Origin of the sequence: Psychrobacter sp. JB193 (assembly GCF_002285555.1) — a bacterium.
Taxonomy (GTDB): domain Bacteria; phylum Pseudomonadota; class Gammaproteobacteria; order Pseudomonadales; family Moraxellaceae; genus Psychrobacter; species Psychrobacter alimentarius.
Map to the genome: position 1 here is coordinate 494,949 of NZ_NRGY01000002.1, position 18,383 is coordinate 513,331.

Genomic DNA, 18,383 nt, shown 5'->3' on the forward strand with positions numbered 1-18,383 from the left:
CTCTACCAATGTGAAAAATTAGCGTACACAATTGGCCATCAATGTGATGGATTAATTATAACAGTATCAATTGTTTACTGAGCTTCATATCACTTTTGGTAAAAATCGTCTCTGCTATCACTTCTATGTTACACCGCGCTATCGTATTTATTAACAAAAGGTAAAGGTGATGGTTGCAAGTGCAACGAGTATAGTATGATGAGTATCATCACCATAGCGGTATCTGGCAAATCACCGTTTACACATTGTAGAGATATAATAAAGAGAGACAATATGACGAAGTTGCGCGTTGCTTATGGCATTAAGGATAGAGAGATTACCAATCAAAAGGATTGTTCAAAGCGTCTCAACGTAAGTACACTGCGTTTCAGCGCACTGAGCTTGGCAACGGCAATGAGCACACTCGGATTGTCACAAGTGGCTTGTGCAGAGCTGACATGGGGCGATGAAGAAACCTATCAGCCCGAAACCAGTTATCAATCAGAAAGCTATCAGCAAAATACTGGGTATCAACAAGACAATGGTGCAAGCTCATTTACGGCAGCTGCTATTGCAGCCGATCGTGGTGATGTGAACGCGCTTTATAATTATGAACAACAAATGAGTGGTGGATTGTTTGCCATGTATCCGACGTACTGGCGCATGAATCAAGATCTCAATTCACAAAGCTCAGCAGCTGTTTCGCAGTTCGTGCGTCAATATCCAGATACAGTGATGGCAGAAAAACTGGTAGCTGATTTTGCCGAGACCAAAGCGGGATCCAATGATTATGCTTCGGTGCGTCAAGTAGCTAATTTGATCACCAATGCTGATGCGAGCGAGCGCTGTGCAGTAGGACTTGGCTTTAATAATGGCGGTGATACCATGCGCGCTATGGCTGCAAAGTCTGAAGTGTGGCTTACCACCAAAAAGCAGCCGGCCCTATGCGATCAGTTGGCCATGGAGATGAATAATAACGCACTGATTAGCAATCAAGATAGAGCTGCTCGTCTCAAACGCATGCTGCGTATAGGTAAGACAGGAGATATCATGGCATTGTCATCGCGCCTTGGTACACCGATTGCCTATTCAGCATTAAGTGAGATTCAGCTGAACCCGTCGTCTTATTTTAGCCGTTTTAGTCGTGAACCTGCTAGCCAAGCCAACCAGTATTTATATCTCTATGCGCTAGGGCGTCTGGCTGATAAATCTTATCGCGAAGCAGCAATGCAATTGGATTTTGATGTTAAGCAAGACAATCAGCGTTCAGCCAGACTGTTGAATGATGACACGCGCCGTTATGCTTATCGCATCATTGGTGTCAAGCGTATGAATTATAATACCGATGATGGCTTTAATGTTGAGGCAGTTGATTGGTTCCGTAATAGCTTGGACGAAGACTTTAATTTTGAAGAAGCAGAAGACTACGCTCAAGCCGCGATTCGTTTTAGTCGCTGGGATGATGTGGTCGAAGCCATATCTAGAATGGATGCTGAGACGCAAAAACAAAGTCAATGGCAGTATTGGCTTGCCCGTGCTTATGAGCAATCAAGTAACACCAACAAACGCAATACTGCCAAGAAGATGTATCAGAACATTGCAAAAGGCAATGATTACTATGGTCTGATGGCAAAAGATAAAATCGGTCAACGTTTTGATGCCAATCGTTTGGGCGGTAATAACTTACCAAACGTTAGCCCTGCCGACCGTGCGCGTGTCATGCAAGATGCGCACTTTGCCCGTGCTTTTGCTTTGTACAATGCTGATGTTAGTCGTGCCTATGCCAATCGTGAATGGAACTGGGCGGTGAAGCAGGCACGAGACAAGCGCGATGACAATTTATTGATTGCGGCTGCTCGTCAAGCCTATGATATGGGCTGGCTTGACCGTGCAATCTATGCCATTGATAACACGGATAGCGTTAATAGTTTGGCCTTGTCTCACCCGATGCCGCATCAAGATGCAGTCGTGCGTTATAGCCAATCTGCAGGTATTGACCCAGCATGGGCTTATGGCATTATGCGCCAAGAGAGTCGTTTTGTGACCTCAGCGCGCTCAAACGTTGGTGCTAGTGGTCTGATGCAAGTAATGCCTGACACAGCAAAATATATTGCCCGCAACTTGGGTGAGACTTATAGTGCCAGTCGCGCCAATAGTGGTGATACTAACATCCGTTATGGTACTTGGTATATGGGCGATATCTTTGGCAAGTTGAGCCGTCAACCCGTATTGGCGACGGCAGGCTATAATGCAGGACCCAATAATGCCAAGCGCTGGCAGCCTGAGTATGGCTCATTGGCTTCGGATCAATACGTTGAGACGATTGCGTTCCCTGAAACCCGTAATTACGTAAAACATGTGATGGAGAATGCGACTATTTATAGCAGTCTCTTAGGCAATGGTCAACCAATCAGCCAGCGTATGGGTACAGTGCCTGCTTCGTATTAGGGCACTCATACCTTATTAAAATAGCTTTATTAAAGTAGGTTTGTATCAATCAAAAAAGCCATTAGCGAGTACTTGTTAATGGCTTTTTTATATGCAAAGTTAACCTCTAATATGCATGCGTTTTGCTTTGATAAATAACAGATTGGATTTGATAGAATAAGCTAAATAACTTATGCCTTCTGCAGTCTTTAGCGACTGTTTACGTTTCTGCTATAGAATAAAAAAAACGTTTTGTTACCATTGCATCAATCTATACCCATAAAAGGGTAGCCATATTTTTTGTTAGCTATAAGCTTGGTTTATACGCATTGATAGTGTGGATGCTACGACCTAAGCGATAGTCCTTGTCTTATCATTGCTAGATGCCTTCAGCCCTTATGATCAAAAAATATTTTAATCTGTGCACAGTAACAAAAATCGGTCTTCGTCCATCTACTCAGATGCAGGTACGTTCGCCAGTAAATAAGGTAAAAAATCAAGGCCAACTGATGGCGCACTCTACCCTTGAGCGCGTCAGTCAATATCATAAGCGTGTGATAAAGATGAAAGCGCCTAGCAATATTCAGACGACGGTAAGTATTGGCGCATTTTTGATACTACAAAGTATAATGCTTCTGCCAGCACAAGCGGCCAGTGCGGTAAAAACAGGGCAGCGTGTGTTGATGATTGAAATGACGCCCGCGCTTTGTAGTATTCAGCCGACGCGTGCCCGTATGCGTCAGTGTCTTGAAGGTTATTCACTCAATGTATCTGGTCTAGATATGGGTTATGGAGAGCGTTGCGGACGGGGTAGTGAGCCTCGTCTGACGCCATTACAACTAAAAGTCGTCAACCGTGTGATGCCTGATACCACGGTACGCAGCCAAGCGTGGCAACGTTATGGTGTTTGTAGTCCGCTTAGTGCCAGCAGTTATTTTCGCCAAATAACCAACTATGCAGGTGCGTTAAAACTGCCTTCTGAGTTGAACACGGGTAACAGTTATACCGTCTCTAAATCACGCTTTATCAGTCAAATGACTCGTCTCAATAGCGGTATGTCTGCTGCTAGCATTGATCTGATTTGTCAAGCAGGTAGCCGACGCCAGTTAACCTTAACGGATATTCATGTTTGCTACGATGGTAATGACTTCGGTACGTGTCAAAATGTGGTGGATAACTGTGGTAGCAAATTTGTCATTTCAGGTGGCAAATAGTTTTATCCACATCTTTTAAACATAATTTTAATCCTGCTTCTTGCGATGTTTTTGACTTTCTTCTCTAATCGTATTTCTAATGTTTTTTAGCGTATATTCAAATTTTAAATCAAGGAACATTACCTCTATAAGTAGATTTTTTCATTCTTCTTTATAGGCGTCTAATGCCAACCCCTTGATTGCTATCATATTCTTTCCGTATAAAATGTAACAATATAATCAGTGGTAGGTGTCTGATTGTCTCTAGACGATTTGCTGAACGAAGTGCTACACTAGCTCTCGGTTTATGGCTGCCACTATGCAGCAAACAAGTCGATATCTAAAATGATAATCGCACATTCTATAATCATAATTAGGGAGTATTCCATGTCAATGAAACAGCCTTTACGTGTTGCCGTCACTGGTGCCGCTGGTAATATCAGCTACGCGATGCTATTTCGTATTGCATCTGGCGAGATGCTAGGTAAAGATCAGCCAGTTATTTTGCAATTGCTTGAAATCACACCAGCTCTTGACGCCCTAAAGGGTGTGGTTATGGAATTGGAAGATTGTGCTTTCCCATTGTTGGCAGGCGTTGTTCAAACTGATGATGCGACTGTTGCATTCAAAGATATCGATTATGCATTACTGGTTGGCGCACGTCCTCGTGGCCCAGGTATGGAACGTAAAGATTTGCTAGAAGCCAACGCTGCGATTTTCTCAGCACAGGGTAAAGCATTGAATGACGTTGCAAGCCGCGACGTAAAAGTATTGGTTGTGGGTAACCCTGCCAACACTAACGCACTGATCGCTCAGCGTAATGCACCAGATCTTGATCCACGTAACTTCACGGCAATGACGCGTTTGGATCATAATCGTGCGATGGCTCAGTTGGCTGAAAAAACTGACAGCACTGTCAACGACGTTAAAAATATGACAATCTGGGGCAACCATTCCTCTACTCAGTATCCAGACCTAACAGCTTGTACTGTTAACGGTAAGCCAGCGCTAGATTTGGTTGATCGTGACTGGTACGAAAACACTTATATCCCAGACGTACAACAGCGCGGTGCAGCAATCATTAAAGCTCGTGGTGCTTCGTCTGCCGCTTCTGCTGCCAACGCTGCTATCGCACACATGCGTACGTGGGCACTAGGTACCGATGAAAACGATTGGGTGTCTATGGGTGTTTACTCAAACGGCGAATATGGTATTGCGGAAGGCCTCATTTACTCATTCCCTTGCACCTGTAGCAATGGTGATTGGTCTATCGTAGACGGCGTTGATGTGTCATCAGACTTCTCAAAAGAGAAAATGAAAGCCACTGAACAAGAGCTTAGCGAAGAGCGTGATGCAGTAGCGCATCTACTTCCATAAGTAGAAAAAACGCGACAAGTATAAAAAGCCCTCTGAAATATGAGGGCTTTTTTACGTCTGTTCGATACGCAGTAATTGATTGTGTTTTCATATGAAGATTTTTTTAGTTGAACACAATTGATAACCTTAAATGAACGTTGATTAACAGCTTTTAAGACAAAGCTTGCTACAATCAATGAGGTAATTTTAATAATAAGCACTGTTAACCCTGTGCCATCTAAGGAGAAAAATATGTTGGGTGAACCTGAATATAGTATGAACGATTTATTTGCACAATTAGGATTGGAAAGCTCTGACGCCGCTATTGATAGCTTTATTGAAAAAAACCAATTAGCAAAAGAAGAAGAGTTGATAGAGTCCACCATTTGGAACGACAATCAACGCGCTTTCTTAAAGGAAGAGTGGAACAAAGATGCAGCATGGGTAGAGACCATCGATGAGTTGAATGTACGTCTACATCCAGACGCCTAAAAACCAATCGATAAATCAGTTATTAAAAAACCCACACGCTATTTTAGCGGTGGGTTTTTTTATGGATATAAGATAGATGCTTATTTATAAGTCGGTTCAAGAGTTATTTAAACAGCGTTATTGCTGTGAGCGCCACTCAAGCAAATCTACCACATCTTGCTGGATACCTGCTTTGAGCGCATCGAGGCCATCATAGTGGCGCTCGCCATGTAAATAATGCAGGAAGCGTACCTGCAAGGTCAAGCCATATAAATCTGCTTGTAACTCTGGGAAATGTACTTCAAGACGCCAGTTGAGCGCTTTGTCGACAGAAGGTCTGGTGCCAATATTAGCAGTACCAAATAAGCTGTTTGGGCGTAATCCGGCAACGCCTGTTTTACCAACATGCGCTGCTGTGATTAAGCCATCAGGAATCACTTGTCCCTTGTCATCAAGGCTGACAACATCGACAGCAAAGATACCATGCAAGGCAGGTTTTAGACGGTCAAGCTCAATATTGGCCGTGGGAAAGTTCATGGTACGACCTATTTTATCGCCATCAACGACCATTCCTGTAATACTATACTCGCGTCCCAATAAAGCGTTGGCTGCTTTTAAGTCACCTGCTAATAACAAATCACGAATACGGGTGGAGCTAATGCGCGCCGCTTTGCCATCGATATCCGTAATCGTATGCAAGTTAGTCACATGCAAGCCATATTCGCGCAAAAACTGACTGTCGCCGGTTCGATCATGACCGAATCGAAAGTCATCGCCCAATACCAGCGCTTTAACGTTTAAACGCAGTGCTAAAATATCGGCAAACGCCTGCGCTGATAGCGAGCGAAAGTCAGTATCAAAGCCAGCTACGATTAAGGTTTCCACCCCATACTCTGCTAGTAATGATTGCTTTTCTGCAAGGCTAGTAAGGCGGGCAGGTGCTGTATGCGGGGCAAAAAATTCGCGCGGTTGTGGCTCAAATATCATGACTGCTGCGCCAAGATTTTGCGCATCGGCAATGTCACGAACTTGAGTTAGCATCGCTTGGTGACCAAGATGAACACCATCGAAATTGCCGATAGTAAGTACGCAGGGCGCAAGGTCTACTGGGCTAGTATTTGCAGGCAAAACACTTGGCGACGCAATCAGTTGCTCAAGAAAATAGGTGTTCATAAATTTTCAGCTATGATAGATAAGACCGGATAAAAAACACAATCAGACCAAGTAATACAATCAGACTAAGTATTGATGTGTCTAAAGCCAGCCATTATAAAGTAAAATGACTATACTAACATCCTATAGTCTATTCACCAGATAAGTATAAGGGGATCAATCCCATTGTCTCAAAATAATGAGCGGCTCTTGTGATGACTGTGAGGATAAATTAGCCGTATTTAGTAAGTAATGATAAATAATGCCATTCATTATGGAGATGTTATGTCCAATATTGCTTTGAACGTTAAACCTTCTAAACTATCGATAAATAAGCCTGATGACCCCTTTATCGTCCAACGCGCAAGTAAAGACGATTTACCAGAAATCTTAGCTATCTATAACCAAAGTATTGCTGGCAAACAGGCCACCGCCAATCTTGCACCAGTGACGTGTGAAGAGCGTATGGATTGGTTTGAAGAGCATTTAAACAGTGCAACGCGTCCTATTTACATCGTTAGAGCTGAGACAAACAACAGTGATAATACAGGCTTTAAAGCGTTATCGCCCATCGTTGCTTGGGGAAGTTTTAGCGATCTTTATGCTCGTACGGCTTATCATATCAGCACCGAAATCAGTATTTACTTAAATAAAGCAAATCATGGTCAAGGGCTGGGTAGTGCGTTGACAAGTTGGATGCTTACACAAGCGCCAAGCCTTGGTATTCATAATGTTATTGCCTTGATATTTGCTCATAATCAACCAAGCTTAGGACTGTTTCGAAAGCTTGGTTTTGAGCAATGGGGATACATGCCCAAGGTTTGCGACATGCAAGGCTTCATCGCTGATGTGGTTATGCTTGGCAAAGCTGTAGCGTCAAGTACGGAAACCGCAAACACTATAATGCTAGATACGGCAGTGCCAGACGCTATAATTTCAACTACTACAATTTTAGATACGGTAACAGTAGCTAAGGCAATGTCAGACACAAACGGCGAAACCCTTTAGCCTAAAATCTTCCACTGACCATCAATTTTCTGTAACTCGTAAGTTAAGGGGGCAGGTTCACTTTGTCCCCTTAACATCAACTCGCCTACGATGGTGGCACGAGTTTTATCTTCATTATAAGTAGTATCAGTGATGGTGACCCCCTCGACTGTTTGCTCAAAAGCCGATTGAGTCTTGGCAAGCTCTTCCTCAAAGTTTGCCATATCTACTTTGTAATATCCTGCAGATTTTTTGATGTCACCTTGATACAGGCTGTCTAGTGCTTGCTTGACTGTATCCTCTGGCGTACCCGCTTGAGTCGGATTGGTGACCAAGCTTTTCTGCTTATTGGTAGCGGTCAACGGCTGGGTGTCATCAGTCATAGTTTGCTCTGTCGCGTTATCTGCGACTGTTTCATTGGCTGTCGCATCAGTATCGACCCCATCCGTCTGAGTAGAGCTTGCTTCTGAGGTACTAGCAGATGAGGCATCCTCGGTAGTACTGACTGCGTTTGCGCTGTCTGTCTCTGCGTTATCGTTATTGCTACAACCACTTAAAAGTAGTCCAGTGCTCAGAATGCCAGTCGCACATAAGATTGGCAGTCGCTGTAAGCTAAACAGTTTCATTGTCATATCGAACCTCAATTTTCAGTTATGCATCAATACTCGATTATGACAATTATTTGCCTGATAAGGTGTCAATTCTCATACTAAGCTTGTTTTGGTTTCGTAAGCCAATCAGTCTCTTAATCAGCTTACTTGCTGTTATCCGTGTTTGAGATGGCGCGGACGGAAACCCGTCGACAACAGTACTACTCCGTACACCAGTGCGCCCACCGCACACATTATAAGTAGTGCCGCTATACGTCGCCATTGGGCATCGTCAGTTGGGAAGAAGGGTAGCATGACATAAAGTACAGCGACCATGGCACTCGTTGAGATGGCAAACTGGGTAAACAGTTTTTTCCAATGAGGACCGAAGCGAAAAATTTCGCGCTTATGCAAGAAGTAATACAGCAAGCCTGCGTTGACAAATGATGCCCCTGTGGTTGCTAATGCCAAACCGCCATGTAAAGGTATCTCTAAGAAGTAAAATATACCGATAAAGATGACACTAAAGATCATGTTGGCAAAGACAGATATGATGCCGATTTTTACAGGCGTTCTGGTATCTTGACGCGCAAAAAAGGCGGGCGCAAAGATTTTTATCAGCATAAACCCTAGGATGCCACCTGCCATACTGCGTAATGCCAATGAACTCATTTGTGCATCACGTAAAGTAAATTCACCCCGTAAGAATAGCGCTTGCATCAGCACATCTGACAGGATAAATAGCGCAGCCGAAGCAGGCACGCCCACCAATATGATTAAGCGCGCTGCCCAATCAATGGTTTTCTTAAAGCTGACATCGTCTTTTTGAGCCTCACTTTTGGACAGACTTGGCAAAATAACGGTACCAATTGCCACACCAATCAGACCTAATGGTAACTCACTCATACGCTCGGCCGCATAGAGCCAAGAAACCGAACCGCCAATCATCAATGACGCAAAAATCGTATTTAGCATTAAATTGATTTGAGTGACAGAGACACCAAAAATAGCAGGCAGCATGAGCTTTAGGATACGGCGAACGCCTTCATGCTGAAAATCAACCTTTGGCGCAACCAGTAGCTTTTGTTGCCATAACTGCGGTAGTTGGATTAATAGCTGGAGCAAACCTGCGATGGCAACGGCATAGCCAAGCGCCATAATGGGAGTATCAAACATGGGGGCAAAAATTAGCGCGCCACCAATCATACATAAGTTCAATAGCACAGGCGCAAACGCTGGAGCGGCAAACCGTCCATAGCTTTGCAAGATACCACTTGCAAACGCGGTCATAGAAATAAATAGCAAGTAAGGAAAGGTCAAGCGTAGCAATTCAGCGGTAATGGCGAATTTATCAGGTTGGTCGGCAAAGCCTGGGGCAAACAAAGTCACCACCCAAGGCGCGATCAGAATGACCACCACGGTCAGCATAGAGAGAATCAGTAGCAGCGCACCTGACGTCCGACTGACTAAGATCTGTACCTGCTGTAAGTTGTATTTTTCTTTATATTCTGACAAGACAGGGACGAAAGCTTGGCTAAAGGCGCCTTCTGCAAACAGACGTCGCAAAAAATTGGGTATCTTGAAGGCAACCAAAAAGGCATCCATCAGACCACCCGCGCCAAAGACACCTAGCAATACGACATCGCGTACCAGACCTAAAATACGAGACAACATGGTCATACTGCTGACCACCATGGTTGAACGAAATAACCGACTTTTTGCCATGAGAACCTATTTTGCTAATTTGTTTGTCAATGGTTGTTTGCTGCGTGACTGCGACCGAAAAACTGACGAATTATAGCACTTTCATCATGGAGATAAATGGATTGGATGTGGAAATGATTAGCGCCCAGTTTGGGGTTTATTCGTTCGAGTTTTTGGCTATCAAATCACGCAACCTTGGCCACTCAAAATAATCACCAGGATCTGTTTTGCGCCCTGATGCGATATCGCTATGACCCGTCAGATGTCGCCGTGTTTTAGGGTATGCCTGATATATAGCCAAAATAACGTGGGCAAGCGTCTCGTATTGCGTATTGGTAAAGGACACAAAATCTGACCCTTCAAGTTCAATACCGATGCTATAATTATTACAGTCAGGTCGACCAAGATAGCTTGATCTACCTGCATGCCACGCGCGTTCTTCAAAGCTTACAAACTGAGTGATTGCCCCATCACGCTCAATAAATAGATGAGCCGATACTTCTGCGCCTCGAATGGTTTGAAAATAAGGGTGAGCATTCCAATCCAATTGATTGGTAAATAACGCTTTAACATAGTGCATGTCATTGGCATTGCATGCGCCAAACTCATTGGGTGGTAAGCTGATATTATGAATAACAATGGTGTCAATGCTCGTTTCTGTCGGTCTGTTATTCTGGTTCGGTGAGGCAAGCCAAGTGGCCGCTGATAATCTACCAGCGCTAATCGTCATTGGTGATGCTAAGGACATAACGTTCTCTTTTAATAAGTAGTAAACAAGTACCGTGTTGATGCTTTTATTTGATGGACTTGTATAAAAAAATCCGCATGATCTATCGGTTAAAATGGTCAAGGTTGAAGCGGTTTTCAAAATAGTTATATTAGTGATTTATTCAATCCAGCCATTTAGAAAATACGATTACCCAAACTCCTAATTGCGCAAGCAGCGTGTGAATCATAACGTGCGAGGTTTTACCCCATGTCTATAAAACCTATCTTTTCGTCGGTAAATTGTACCTTAACCAAAATTGGTCAGCGAGCACGTTTGCCAGTTGCTATCGCAGGGGTTTTACTTTCTGCTCAATCACAAGCTTTTTTACCGACTCCGCTATCAATAATGACCACAGGGGAGCTCGCAGATGAATCCACTCTTGAGTCGGTAACCGCGCCACAAAAGAATGTAGTCATTGCTAAGGCTGTTGTCCCGTCGTCTAGTAACGTTCAAACAGACGCTCAAAAGTCACTCACTAGCGCAGCGGAATCATTGCTAACTGACTGGCGCACACAGGTGAAAACAGAAAATCTGGCACAGCATACAACATGGCGACGTTTATTGTATTTTTATGATGGTCAAAATCGCGCTCTTACTAAAAAGAAAACAGAGAGCTTGATTGATGACCCAAGCTTCTTTTTAAGTGAGCGTGGTCAACAGGATTCAGGCGCAGAATTGGATGCCATGCTGGTCGCGCTTGCACAAGAATTGACACAGTCTTCTACTACTAATGACAAACGAGCTAACACCCAAGCAAACCGCTCCATTTCATGTCGTTTTCCAGCACGAGTCGCTTGGTTAAAAAATGTATTAACCATTGATGATGCGAGCCTATCAGCTGAATGTCCAGAGCTGGACGAATGGACACAGAAGCTTGCTCCCGAACAGCTGTCGATTATGTTTGCGCAAGAGTATTTGGACAATCCCACCTCGGCTTTTGCTCATACTTTATTGCGTATTGACTCAAAAGCAAGTGTGGCTGATCCAAGTCAAATCCATCATGCTTATGCGCTCAATTATACGGTGGGTGGCAATCCAGCAGACAGTTTTCCTGTGTATGCAGTCAAATCTATGATTGGTGGCTATGACAGTATCATCGAAATAGATCCTTATCCTGAAAGATTTGCCAAATATATACAAGATGATGAGCGTGATGCTTGGACTTATCAATTGAATCTGACACCAAGCGAGGTGCAGCAAATCATCAGGCATGTTTGGGAAACCAAAGACTTGGAATTGCCGTATTACTTCGCTACCGATAATTGTGCGTCTGAGATTCTACGTCTCATCGACGTGGTGCGACCGCAGCAACATTTATTGAGTCAACTGCCTTATGTAGTCGTGCCATCAGATGTGGTGCAATTATTAAATAAGGAAAGTCTACTTGGCAGCACCAATTATACCCCTGCCGATAGCACGTTACGTCAAGCCCAGCTCAATGAGGTGAAGCAGCAGCGTGACCAACTGGGCTATCACAATAGTGCAAAACAAATGATCAATGAGATTAAATCGGCGCAGCTCAACCCAGTGTCAAGTATGTCAGATAATAAACAGACATTGCTACCGCGTTCCATTGCGGTATCGGATAACAACCCAATAGACAGACACCCGTTGCAACTTGGTTATGTAGGTATGGGTCAACGCGGCGATAATAACTATATCGATATTGGTGTGCGGGCAGGCTACCATGATACCCTCGATCGTCCATCAGGATTTCCGCAGTTTTTTGACTTAGAAGGTGCTGCTGCCACCTTACGCTTATATGATAAAGACGACTACTCCTCAAGTCATCGTGACTCTCAGCCAAAAAGCGTGGTCTTGCAAAATGTAACCTTGATTCGCGGCCGCTCTTTTAATCCAATCAATTCTGCCAAAAAAGGCAAGACATGGGGCGCAACAATAGAGGCGACACGTGTCAACGATGGCTCACAAAAAAATGGGACAGATCATTTGGTGGGTAGTGTGGGTTATGAGTCAGGTTGGTCTTGGGCGTTTGGCACACCAAAAGCAAATACAGGTGAGATGCCGCCACAGCTATGCTATACCTTTTTGTCAGGAACCGCACAAACAGGGCGAGGTCTCAATAAAGGCTTTCGCGTCGGTACAGGTATCAATGCTGGATGCCGCTACCAGATTAACAATCAGTTACGTGCGCAGGCTGAATTGCAACTGCCATATTGGTATCATGGCAACAGTAACGAATCCGACGTTCGAGGGCATTACTGGCAGCCGATATCGACGTTAGGGTTGCAGTACGATATCGATAAAAAACAAGCACTGCGTATCAATGCCAGCTATGACTGGCAAGATCGCGTCGCTGATCATGACGATGTACAACTCTCGTATAGACGATACTTTTAGACGTTTGGCTTTTATAGTCGATAATAAATGAAGTTGATACACGATATTATGACGCGAGACTGGTACAAACCTTCCTTGCTGTGCCTGCGCAGACAGGGGCTGCAAAAAATTTATCTCAGTCTCGCTGATACTCTTCTATGTTGATTTGACTATAAATATTTGGCAAAGGTAAGGATGCAGGATGAGCACTCAAAAATTTCTGATTATTGGCCAAGGTGATATTGGCTTACCAGTGACCAATAAACTGGCGCAAAACAATAAAAGCGTCACTGGATTGGCACGTGGTGAGCGTCATCAGTATGATTTGGATGATAAAGCAACATTTATGCAAGTCGATGCATCAACGCTTACTGCTGAGCAATTGCAGGGCTTTACTCATATTGCCATTATTGTGACGCCTGATGAATATTCTGCCAGCGGCTATCACAATAGCTATTTGGCCATCAATCAGCATTTAGCACAACTTAGTGAGACACTTACTGAGCTTGAGCGCATTGTTTTTATCTCGTCAACCGGCGTTTACGGACAAGATAATGGTGAATGGATTGATGAACATACGGTGCCTTTGACACCTAAGCGTGAAGCGTCAAAAGTTATCCTACAAGCAGAACAAATATTACAACAAGGTTTTGGGGATAAGGCGATTATCATTCGTCCCAGCGGTATTTATGGCCGCGCGCGTCTCATGCGCTTGCGTAAGGCCAAAGAGTCACAAAAAGAGCCAGTAGCAGCAGAGCACTGGAGCAACCGTATTATGGATCGTGATTTGGTCACTATCATTACCAATGTATTGACGTGCGATGCACCAAGACCTATTTATCTCGCGACTGATTATAGGCCAGTCACGACTTTTGAGCTGACCACTTGGCTCAGCAAACAGATGGATGAAATACCGCCTACTATCGATCAGACAAAAACAGCTGTCACAGGAAAACGCTTACACAGCAACATTCCATTAGCTTGGCTGGATTATCCTGATTGGCAAGTAGGTTACCGTGATATTTTGCACTATCAAGCATAAAGTAAGTCTAAACTCGGTCCAGTGTGAGTGTTCGGTTTGCTTCGTTTTAAATTTTATTTTTTAGAGAGATTTCATGACTCAGCCTTCTACTTCTGACAATCGCATGCCTCATGCTGACTTTTTTGCAGAAGGCATTAAGCCCGTAGAAGATGAGCGGTCTTGTCTTTTAGCCGATAACAGCTCACCTGCGATTGTACATCCTAATTTTGATCCTGCTCAGTCGCCCGTCGATCCTGCCAGACCGTTAACAGATATCCCTGAACCGACGCGACGACTCAATGAGCAGTTGCGCAGGCTTTATGGGCACTCGGTACGGTTTTATCAGCCTAGTGAAGATAGCTTATCCAAATGGGGGTTGATCGCGTCAGAGGCGTTGTCTGAGCATTTGTCGCTGTTAAAAGCAGCGCACCTTATCGATTTGCCAGCCAGTTTTTATCAAAATCACAGTGAGCAGCCACTATTATCGCCCCTACATGACATGACATTGTTGGATATGTCGGACATACAGCAGGCGCTTCGGGCGTATCCAAAACTGCATCGCTACGGTTTTACCTTGAATGATTTACCAACTGAGGTGGCTGAAATTACAGATAAGCATACTAGCGTTACATCTACCTCTTTACGGGTGCTGACCAAACGTTATAATCCAGATGAGCTGCTCAATAGTCTTTACGCGGATGATTGGCAAGTCATTTTACAGCCACAAGTGTTTGAGACGGGTGAGGGCAGTTTGGCGACTGACATTATGGCTTGTAGCGCTGCCGTGCATGCTTTAAAGCAATGTGGTACGCGTAAAAGTATCAATGACCGTTATAGTGCAGCACAACTTTGTCAACACATACGCAGTTATGTCCTTAGCCAAATCACTCTTGAACCTGCGCAGCGTCATGCGTACCGCCAAATACGAATTTTTGTAGGACATGTTATCGTTGCTGCCTGTCATTTGGGCTGGGATATACAAGTCAGTGCGGATGACCAATGCTATTTCAATGTGTCATCGCGCAATGGCTTGTTGACTCGTTATCCCAATATGCAAGATTATGACATCAATGGTTGGTCAAGCTGATGAGTAATGCGTACAATAACGCAAATTTTTTGCCCTTCTTTTTGCTAATAGGAATGCCATAATGCCAAACACTCAACATTCTCTAAACCCAGACTTTTCTTCTCATGCTTTTATTCAGCTGGCTTTAGACAATCAAGTTTTAAAATTTGGTGAATTTGTACTCAAGTCTGGTCGTATCAGTCCTTATTTTTTTAATGCCGGTCTGCTTGCCACAGGTGAGATGTTGTCGTTATTAGCACGCGGTTATGCAGATGCCTTAGCTGAGCAAATAACTACGAATGAGGGTACTAATCAGCAAGAGCTGGTTATTTTTGGGGCAGCGTACAAAGGTATTCCCTTTGTGGCAGCAACTGCACAAGCACTATGGCTGCATCATGGTATCAATGCCAAGTGGGGTTATAACCGTAAAGAAGCCAAAACCCATGGTGAAGGGGGTAATTTGGTTGGTGCTGATGTCAGTGGCAAAGCCGTCTGGATACTTGATGACGTGATTACCGCAGGTACAGCCATGCGCGAAGTGGTCGAGATTTTAGAGCAAGCAGGCGCAAGTGTTGCGGGTATTATCGTAGCGCTTGATCGTAAAGAAAAGGGTCAGGCTGAGCATTCGGCGATTCAAGAGCTTGCCACGACATTACAAGTGCCTGTGCGTGCTTTGGTCGATATCGATGACTTAATCAGTTATTTGGCAGACGAACATAGTCAGCATAAAGATGCGACACAACTTGCAAAAATGCAGCATTATCGTGAGCAGTACGGCGTATAGTTTGTTGTAGAACGTTTTTATAGGCGACGGCTAGAAGCTGGCAGAACGATCGTGTTAACTGAGTCGCATATATTTGTCTATTTATCATACAACGTAAGTGAGCCTTACCATGAGTCAAGAAAATCAAAAAAAATCCCTAAAAATACTTATTATCATGGATCCAATCGAGCGGGTTAATTATAAAAAAGACACCAGCTTAGCGATGATGTGGGCCGCTCAAGATCGTGGTCACAGTCTGGGTTACTGTCAGATTCATGATTTGTGGTTGAATCGTGGCGAGCTGATGGTGGATACGCAGCCTGTCACCGTCAAACGCGACCCGCAAGATTTTTATACACTAGGTGATAAGTCAACGGGTTTGGTTAGCGACTATGACGTGATTTTGATGCGTAAAGATCCACCTTTTGACATGCGCTTCATTTATGCCACGTATATGCTTGATCATGCCAAAGCGGCAGGTGTGCTAGTGGTCAATGACCCACAAGCGATTCGAGACTGTAATGAGAAATTGTTTGCCACGTGGTTTAGCGATTATATGAGCCCAACGATTGTGACCAGCAAGCAGGCGCATATTCGTCAGTTTATCACCGAGCAACAAGATGTCATCGTCAAGCCATTGGATGGTATGGGCGGTACGGGTATCTTCCGCTTGACCGCTGATAGCCCCAATATTGGCGTGACGCTTGAGATGCTAACGGAGCTTGAAACTCTACCAATCATGGCGCAGCGTTATTTGCCAGAAATCAAAGAAGGCGATAAGCGTGTATTAATCGTCGATGGCGTCGTGATAGATTATAGCTTGGCTCGTATTCCAACCAAAGGCGAGACGCGTGGTAATCTCGCTGCTGGTGGTAGCGGTGTTGCCATGCCTTTGACTGATATTGAGCGCCAAGTGGCAGAAGTGGTAGCCCCCATTGTAAAAGAAAAAGGTCTGATGTTCGTCGGTTTGGATTTAATCGGTGGCCGAATTACTGAAATCAATGTCACCAGTCCGACTTGTGTGCGTGAGATTGACGATCAGTGCGGCACTGACATTGCAACAGACTTTATCATGGCAATCGAAAATAAAATGGCAATTTAAGCCAAATAGCAATGATAGAGTAATTTATCGCTAAGGGATGTGCACAATGGCTAGAAATGATTGTGCTAAGATATTTGGTTATGACGCTTTATTTCAAACATTGTTGGGGTAGAATTTCTGAGCGTCTTGGAAATTGTTAAGACTGATTAATCAAAGCCAAGTCGCGATTGTTCACGGCTTGGATTTTTGTTGTCAACCATGCATAAAGTGCTGTATATCAGCCGATGATTTACTCTATACTATGCGAGTTTTTGTAGGGCCCTTATTCGCCGAGATGTCAGAAGAGTAGGGGATAATAAGTTATTCATATTAATACAGAAAAGACAGGCAGGCGTTCATGAATACACCGCATATATTAATGATGGCTGCTGGCACAGGCGGACACGTGTTTCCAGCGTTGGCCGTGAGTGAAGAGCTTGTCAAACGCGGTGCTGTCATTCATTGGCTCGGAACGCCGCATGGGATGGAAAATGGTCTGGTCGAACCGACAGGTTATCGCTTTCATGCCATCGATATGCAAGGGCTGCGCGGCAAAGGTGTTGGGCGCTTGTTGAAACTGCCAATGACGTTGTTATCAGCCACGATGGCGACGATCAGAATCATCCGTAGCAATCAGATTGATGTGGTGGTTGGTTTTGGTGGTTACGTGACAGCGCCTGGTGGTATCGCGGCTCGCCTCACAAAGACACCACTGATTATCCATGAACAAAATGCCATTGCTGGCATGAGCAATCGTTACTTATCAAAAATCGCCACCAAAGTATTGCAAGCGTTTGAGCATACCTTTGCTCATAGTGAGCTGGATTCAAAAGTTGAAACAGTAGGCAATCCTGTGCGTAATACTATTACGGGTGTCGATGAGCCTAGCGTTCGTTATGATGTGAATGATACATCGCCCCTGAAACTGCTGGTCGTTGGTGGTTCGCTTGGTGCTCAAGCATTGAATGATACTGTACCAAAAGCGCTGGCATTGATAGAGCGTCCTTTTGAAGTGCGCCATCAATGTGGACGTAATAATGAGGCTGCGACACAAGCGGCTTATGATGCGCAGGATTTGAGTCAGCATAAATGCGTGGTCCAGCCCTTTATCAATGACATGGCCGCTGCTTATAATTGGGCAGATATGATTGTTTGCAGAGCAGGGGCATTGACCGTTACTGAAATTCAAAACGTTGGTATGGCTGCTATCTTTGTGCCCCTGCCGCACGCCGTTGATGATCATCAAACGGCGAATGCGCGCACATTAACCATGCATGATGCCGCGATTTTATTACCGCAATCTGAGCTAACACCGCAGCGTTTGAGCGACGAGCTGAGTCAACTGAATCGTCATACCTGTTTGGAGATGGCGAAAAAAGGTCATGCCCTTGCCAATCGTCATGCCAGTAAGCATGTTGCTGATATTATTTGGCAAACCCTATAGCTCGGATGTTTTGCTATTCATGGGGGTCATAACCCATTAT

Annotated in this window: 15 protein-coding genes; 11 read left to right on the forward strand and 4 right to left on the reverse strand. The window is 44.3% G+C overall.

Annotated features, from left to right (window positions below):
* Nucleotides 1–273: 273 nt before the first annotated feature.
* The 4 genes from CIK80_RS09880 to CIK80_RS09895 all read left to right on the forward strand — a co-directional run bounded on the left by CIK80_RS09880 (nt 274) and on the right by CIK80_RS09895 (nt 5,447).
* Nucleotides 274–2,427, forward strand: coding sequence for a lytic transglycosylase domain-containing protein (locus CIK80_RS09880; RefSeq protein WP_095569856.1), 2,154 nt, complete (start codon nt 274–276; stop codon nt 2,425–2,427).
* Nucleotides 2,428–2,915: 488 nt separating this feature from the next.
* Nucleotides 2,916–3,620, forward strand: a complete 705-nt coding sequence (locus CIK80_RS09885) for a hypothetical protein (protein ID WP_257011736.1) — start codon at nt 2,916–2,918, stop codon at nt 3,618–3,620.
* Nucleotides 3,621–3,986: 366 nt separating this feature from the next.
* Nucleotides 3,987–4,976: a malate dehydrogenase gene (locus CIK80_RS09890; protein WP_179288363.1), complete on the forward strand. Its 990-nt coding sequence runs from the start codon at nt 3,987–3,989 to the stop codon at nt 4,974–4,976.
* 231 nt (nt 4,977–5,207) lie between these two features.
* The gene (locus CIK80_RS09895) at nt 5,208–5,447 is read left to right on the forward strand and encodes a DUF2789 domain-containing protein (RefSeq protein ID WP_095569857.1); all 240 of its coding nucleotides are present in this window, start codon (nt 5,208–5,210) and stop codon (nt 5,445–5,447) included.
* Between the two features lie 117 nt (nt 5,448–5,564).
* Here CIK80_RS09895 and ribF read toward each other — a convergent pair whose 3' ends face one another.
* Complete coding sequence (ribF, locus tag CIK80_RS09900) at nt 5,565–6,599, reverse strand: riboflavin biosynthesis protein RibF (RefSeq protein ID WP_095569858.1); 1,035 nt, start codon at nt 6,597–6,599, stop codon at nt 5,565–5,567.
* Nucleotides 6,600–6,863: 264 nt separating this feature from the next.
* Here ribF and CIK80_RS09905 point away from each other — a divergent pair, with 264 nt between their 5' ends.
* Nucleotides 6,864–7,586, forward strand: coding sequence for a GNAT family N-acetyltransferase (locus CIK80_RS09905; protein WP_095569859.1), 723 nt, complete (start codon nt 6,864–6,866; stop codon nt 7,584–7,586).
* On the opposite strand, the gene CIK80_RS09910 is transcribed toward CIK80_RS09905, so the two are convergent.
* The 3 genes from CIK80_RS09910 to ampD all read right to left on the reverse strand — a co-directional run bounded on the left by CIK80_RS09910 (nt 7,583) and on the right by ampD (nt 10,607).
* Nucleotides 7,583–8,197, reverse strand: a complete 615-nt coding sequence (locus tag CIK80_RS09910) for a hypothetical protein (RefSeq protein ID WP_095569860.1) — start codon at nt 8,195–8,197, stop codon at nt 7,583–7,585. The two genes, CIK80_RS09905 and CIK80_RS09910, sit on opposite strands and share 4 nt — an antisense overlap.
* 132 nt (nt 8,198–8,329) lie before the next feature.
* The gene (gene murJ / locus CIK80_RS09915; RefSeq protein WP_062845362.1) at nt 8,330–9,880 is read right to left on the reverse strand and encodes a murein biosynthesis integral membrane protein MurJ; all 1,551 of its coding nucleotides are present in this window, start codon (nt 9,878–9,880) and stop codon (nt 8,330–8,332) included.
* Between the two features lie 136 nt (nt 9,881–10,016).
* Nucleotides 10,017–10,607, reverse strand: a complete 591-nt coding sequence (gene ampD, locus CIK80_RS09920) for a 1,6-anhydro-N-acetylmuramyl-L-alanine amidase AmpD (protein ID WP_095569861.1) — start codon at nt 10,605–10,607, stop codon at nt 10,017–10,019.
* 228 nt (nt 10,608–10,835) lie between these two features.
* On the opposite strand from ampD, the gene CIK80_RS09925 reads away from it, so the two are divergent.
* From CIK80_RS09925 to murG, 6 genes are all read left to right on the forward strand, one after another.
* Nucleotides 10,836–12,989 (forward strand): DUF4105 domain-containing protein, encoded by a 2,154-nt coding sequence (locus tag CIK80_RS09925; protein ID WP_095569862.1) that lies wholly within the window; start codon nt 10,836–10,838, stop codon nt 12,987–12,989.
* Between the two features lie 181 nt (nt 12,990–13,170).
* Complete coding sequence (locus CIK80_RS09930; RefSeq protein ID WP_095569863.1) at nt 13,171–14,010, forward strand: SDR family oxidoreductase; 840 nt, start codon at nt 13,171–13,173, stop codon at nt 14,008–14,010.
* Between the two features lie 73 nt (nt 14,011–14,083).
* Nucleotides 14,084–15,076: a hypothetical protein gene (locus tag CIK80_RS09935; protein ID WP_095569864.1), complete on the forward strand. Its 993-nt coding sequence runs from the start codon at nt 14,084–14,086 to the stop codon at nt 15,074–15,076.
* A gap of 61 nt (nt 15,077–15,137) precedes the next feature.
* Nucleotides 15,138–15,839, forward strand: a complete 702-nt coding sequence (gene pyrE, locus CIK80_RS09940) for an orotate phosphoribosyltransferase (RefSeq protein WP_095569865.1) — start codon at nt 15,138–15,140, stop codon at nt 15,837–15,839.
* A 109-nt stretch (nt 15,840–15,948) separates the two neighbouring features.
* Nucleotides 15,949–16,920, forward strand: a complete 972-nt coding sequence (gene gshB, locus CIK80_RS09945) for a glutathione synthase (RefSeq protein WP_095569866.1) — start codon at nt 15,949–15,951, stop codon at nt 16,918–16,920.
* Between the two features lie 337 nt (nt 16,921–17,257).
* Nucleotides 17,258–18,343 carry an undecaprenyldiphospho-muramoylpentapeptide beta-N-acetylglucosaminyltransferase gene (gene murG, locus CIK80_RS09950; RefSeq protein WP_095569867.1) on the forward strand — a complete coding sequence of 362 codons (1,086 nt, stop codon included), beginning with the start codon at nt 17,258–17,260 and terminating at the stop codon, nt 18,341–18,343.
* Nucleotides 18,344–18,383: the final 40 nt, after the last annotated feature.

Coding starts and splice junctions, on each gene's coding strand:
- CIK80_RS09880 (WP_095569856.1), top strand. CDS start 274: ATGACGAAGTTGCGCGTTGCTTATGGCATTAAGGATAGAGAGATTACC.
- CIK80_RS09885 (WP_257011736.1), top strand. CDS start 2,916: ATGGCGCACTCTACCCTTGAGCGCGTCAGTCAATATCATAAGCGTGTG.
- CIK80_RS09890 (WP_179288363.1), top strand. CDS start 3,987: ATGTCAATGAAACAGCCTTTACGTGTTGCCGTCACTGGTGCCGCTGGT.
- CIK80_RS09895 (WP_095569857.1), top strand. CDS start 5,208: ATGTTGGGTGAACCTGAATATAGTATGAACGATTTATTTGCACAATTA.
- ribF (WP_095569858.1), bottom strand. CDS start 6,599: ATGAACACCTATTTTCTTGAGCAACTGATTGCGTCGCCAAGTGTTTTG.
- CIK80_RS09905 (WP_095569859.1), top strand. CDS start 6,864: ATGTCCAATATTGCTTTGAACGTTAAACCTTCTAAACTATCGATAAAT.
- CIK80_RS09910 (WP_095569860.1), bottom strand. CDS start 8,197: ATGACAATGAAACTGTTTAGCTTACAGCGACTGCCAATCTTATGTGCG.
- murJ (WP_062845362.1), bottom strand. CDS start 9,880: ATGGCAAAAAGTCGGTTATTTCGTTCAACCATGGTGGTCAGCAGTATG.
- ampD (WP_095569861.1), bottom strand. CDS start 10,607: ATGTCCTTAGCATCACCAATGACGATTAGCGCTGGTAGATTATCAGCG.
- CIK80_RS09925 (WP_095569862.1), top strand. CDS start 10,836: ATGTCTATAAAACCTATCTTTTCGTCGGTAAATTGTACCTTAACCAAA.
- CIK80_RS09930 (WP_095569863.1), top strand. CDS start 13,171: ATGAGCACTCAAAAATTTCTGATTATTGGCCAAGGTGATATTGGCTTA.
- CIK80_RS09935 (WP_095569864.1), top strand. CDS start 14,084: ATGACTCAGCCTTCTACTTCTGACAATCGCATGCCTCATGCTGACTTT.
- pyrE (WP_095569865.1), top strand. CDS start 15,138: ATGCCAAACACTCAACATTCTCTAAACCCAGACTTTTCTTCTCATGCT.
- gshB (WP_095569866.1), top strand. CDS start 15,949: ATGAGTCAAGAAAATCAAAAAAAATCCCTAAAAATACTTATTATCATG.
- murG (WP_095569867.1), top strand. CDS start 17,258: ATGAATACACCGCATATATTAATGATGGCTGCTGGCACAGGCGGACAC.